This is a genomic window from Oleiphilus sp. HI0061 (assembly GCF_001635675.1).
Window position 1 is genome coordinate 1 of the sequence record NZ_LWFE01001610.1, and the last position, 3,614, is coordinate 3,614.

General features: G+C 45.6%; 4 protein-coding genes. 2 read left to right on the forward strand and 2 right to left on the reverse strand.

Annotated elements, in window-relative coordinates:
* Positions 1-463 (reverse strand): hypothetical protein (locus A3735_RS24920; protein WP_156499910.1); only part of this gene is annotated, 463 nt, incomplete at its 3' end.
* Positions 464-594: 131 nt separating this feature from the next.
* On the opposite strand from A3735_RS24920, the gene A3735_RS24925 reads away from it, so the two are divergent.
* On the forward strand, positions 595-2,451 hold the full coding sequence (locus A3735_RS24925) for a hypothetical protein (protein ID WP_068513489.1): 1,857 nt from the start codon (positions 595-597) through the stop codon (positions 2,449-2,451).
* Positions 2,444-3,073 (forward strand): hypothetical protein, encoded by a 630-nt coding sequence (locus tag A3735_RS24930; protein WP_068513486.1) that lies wholly within the window; start codon positions 2,444-2,446, stop codon positions 3,071-3,073. Before A3735_RS24925 ends, A3735_RS24930 begins: the two co-directional genes overlap by 8 nt.
* Here A3735_RS24930 and A3735_RS24935 read toward each other — a convergent pair.
* Positions 3,063-3,614: efflux RND transporter permease subunit (locus A3735_RS24935; protein ID WP_197486032.1), on the reverse strand; the 552-nt coding region annotated here is incomplete at its 5' end. The two genes, A3735_RS24930 and A3735_RS24935, sit on opposite strands and share 11 nt — an antisense overlap.

Sequence of the window (3,614 nt, forward strand, 5' to 3'; positions counted from 1 at the left end):
GTTGATCTTCTTTAGCCGAAGCCGCTGCACTATCTTTCATAGGAGAGTATGTATTCTTCGAAGCCTTATCGCTACTCTTCTCCAACTCATCCCTTGAGCGCATACTTGAAAGCTCAGTTGAATACTCTTGCTCCAAAGCTTCCACCGACTTCTGCGAAGTTTGCCTCTCTTTTTGCTTAGCCTGTGTTTTATCGGAAGGCTGCCCGAGCTTTTTTTGGGATGCCTTTTCAGCTTGTTTTTGCAAAGGTGATTCTGGCTCTATCTGCTTAGTAGCGGCCTGACTTTCTTTTTTGGCTTTCTTTTCCGCTGTCTCATTCTCTTTGCTCTGCTTCTCTTCAGGACTAAGCTTCTCAAGCTTTGACACATCTTCTTCAAGAGGAGATACTTCCGCCAATTGCCGGGTAGTACAGGCACTAGTAAGAAGCAGAAAAAGCAAACTAGCGAGAACAATACTATTTTTCATACCTGAGTCACTGATTTAGATAGCGAATTAACTCACTATTAGAAGATAGTGTGAACGAAGTAGCTTAAGCGTAAAACTTCGATAACATACACAAACAATCGAAAAAATAACAATAACGGAAACCCAAAGGCATGACAAACGGCCAAGCTCAAACCGTTACCAGTTCAATTGAGCCGGTTCAAGCACCCTCTTTAACGATAAACCCGGAACGCGAGAGCATTGGCAAAAAGCTAATATTCTTTGCCTGGGCGGTTGAGATATGCGCCGTGATTATCGGCTTTGCCATCTCCATTATGCAAGGCATCAGTTCGTTCACCGAGATAGAAAATAATCGCCCTCAGGGTTTGGGCTTTGGCGATTACACCAATGTGTTTATCGCCATGATGCCTTTTTTGATGGTCGCGATTGTCGAAATCACCAAAATTCCTTTTGTTGCGGCGACCTATAAAACCAGTAATAGCAAATGGAAGTTTATCTTCGGTACCTCCCTGGTCTTTCTAGCTTTTATTACCTTTGAGTCAGCACTCAACGGTTTTGAAAGAAATTTTCATGCCCTGATTTTTTCAATCGACAAGCACAAGAAAGAACTGGTAGCCGTCGAAGAGGAAATTGAACCACTCGAAATACGGCGCACTCGTCTGGCAAGCTTAAGCTCTTCGCAAATTGAAGCCGAATACAGCCAGCGTCATGCCATCATATCAGAAGAGCGTTCTCGCCAAGCAGAAGTAATTCAGGACCGCATTCAGGGCTTACGCGCTGCAACTCAAAATGAATATATCAAAGGCCTATCTGCGCAAATTGAAGATAGACGCGAGCAGCTCAAAGCTTTACGCGCTGACCGTCAGAAGGAACTGGATGCACTGATTGAGGCTTCACGACAAATGACGCTCAATGCCAGCAGTGAGCTAGACACTCAACGCCGAAGCCTTCAACAACAGCTTGCCAATGAACAAGCCTATCTAAAAGAGCTTCGAGTGAAGCGAGAGAAGAAAATCGCTGATGCAGGCTTCTTCTCTGAAAACTCAGTTAAGAAAGAACAGAATGCTCTCGTCGAAACGCAAGAGAAGAAGGTTGAAGACCTACGCCTTGCACTGAATAAACTCAGTGACTCAGACAAACAAAAGACACTCCGAGCCACTTATAACCAGGATATCGAGGCCGTCAAAGATCGCTATCAGGCACGAGAAGATACGCTAAACCAAAAAATTCAGGCGCTATCACTGAAGCTCAGCAAGAGTCTAGGAGCCCGCGAAAAAGATATCGAATCGGTCATTCAAACTCATATGAAGGAATTGGCACGTGTCGAAAAGAAATTCCAAGAACAGCAAGGCGAGAATGAGCAAATACGAGAAAAGGAATTCAAACAGCTTTCTGAAAATGATGCCATTATTAAAGAACTCGATCAGACTATCTTTGACAAGAGCAAACAGCGCGTTGAACTGCGTAATCTGGTCAACCTGAAAGTTGGCGACAACCAAGTCTACCGCATGGCTCAATGGTGGTATAACAAAGAGTCTGCAGCTGACCTGGGCAGAAAGGATGTGATGACCATTGCAACACTATGGTTTGGTAGCCTTGCTTTGCTTATTGCCGTGACTGGCATCTTATTGGCCTTTGCATCCTACGTTATTCGAGACCCATCAATTGCAGACTATAAAGCAGATCGAGACAGCATCCCTTCAATTACCAAGAAAGCTTTCAATAGCGCCCGCCGCCTTATCATCTACTGGAGACAAGTGCAGCGCCGCCCCGTGATAAAAGAAGTCGCCACCGAAGTCATCAAAGAAGTGCCTGTCGAGAAAGTGGTTAAGGTTGAAGTTCCTGTCGAGATCATCAAAAAGGAAATCGTACACGTACCTTTGTATACGGAGGATAAGTCGCTACTCAAACTTGCCGAGAATCACAGCTTTGATGAGCAAGACCTAAAGGAAAACAATACTAAAGGCCGTGATGAAACCAAGCCTAATAACGGGCATAGTGATGGCTAAGCAAGCAAGTGAACAAACAACAGGCGATAAAGAGTCTGAGCAATACGAGTCCGTCTCGCACAACTTCGATGCGATGAATCGTGCTATAGATACCCAAGTGGATAAACAACTGGAGCTCTCCTCTCTTTATCAGTTCCAGCAGAGCTCTCGTCGCACACTGATGGCCATGCACATCACCGTCAGCCTCTGCGTGCTTGCCCTAACAGCTACGGCTATCTGGTGGTTGCTCTCAAGCTCAGGCAGCTTTTTCAGCAGCGATATCACCTATACCGAATCGATACTCAAGTCCGCCTCAGACCGAAAGACTAGCGATGCCCTAAAGATTATCTCTGAGGCTCAAGATTCAAATAACAATCCAGACAAAGCCTTTATTGATACCTCCTTTACCGTGTTTCACCGCACACTTATATCGACAGGTGAATATGTGGTAACAGGTAAGACTTACGAGCCAGATGACCTACAAACTCCCTCTGAACAATATTGCTACCTGGAACAGAGCCAAAGTAGCAATCAGCTGAGTGGGCAGGCACTCTCTTATATCGAAGATAAAGAACTTATACTCGAGACGGAAGATCAAGCCATGATTAGCCTGGCACACCGCTACTGCCAGTTTAGTCGCTAAGTGCTTGCTTGCGAAACAGTCTCTGTATATCGGCAATCACCAAATAATTTACCGGCACCAGCACTAGGGTAATTAAGGTAGCGAAAACAATACCAAAGCCTAAAGAGACCGCCATCGGAATCAGAAACTGAGCCTGGGTTGACTGTTCAAACAGCAATGGCATCAAACCAAAGAAGGTGGTCAAAGAGGTAAGAATAACTGGGCGGAATCGTGCAGCAGCTGCACCGCTAACTGTTAGCAATAAGTCCCTGCCTTCCTTGCGGCGCTTGTTAACAAAATCCACCAGAACCAAGCTATCGTTCACGACAATTCCCGTAAGCGCCAACATTCCCAGCAAGCTAATTAGCGTCAGGTCCATCCCTATAATCCAGTGCCCGGCAATGGCTCCGATTGCGCCAAAAGGAATCACCGCCATGACGACCACCGGCTGCAAGTAAGACTTAAATGGGATCGCCAATAAGCTATAAATTATAAACAGCACAAATAAGACGCCCCATTTCAAGCTCCCGAAAGACTGGCGCTGCTCTTTCGCTTCACCTTC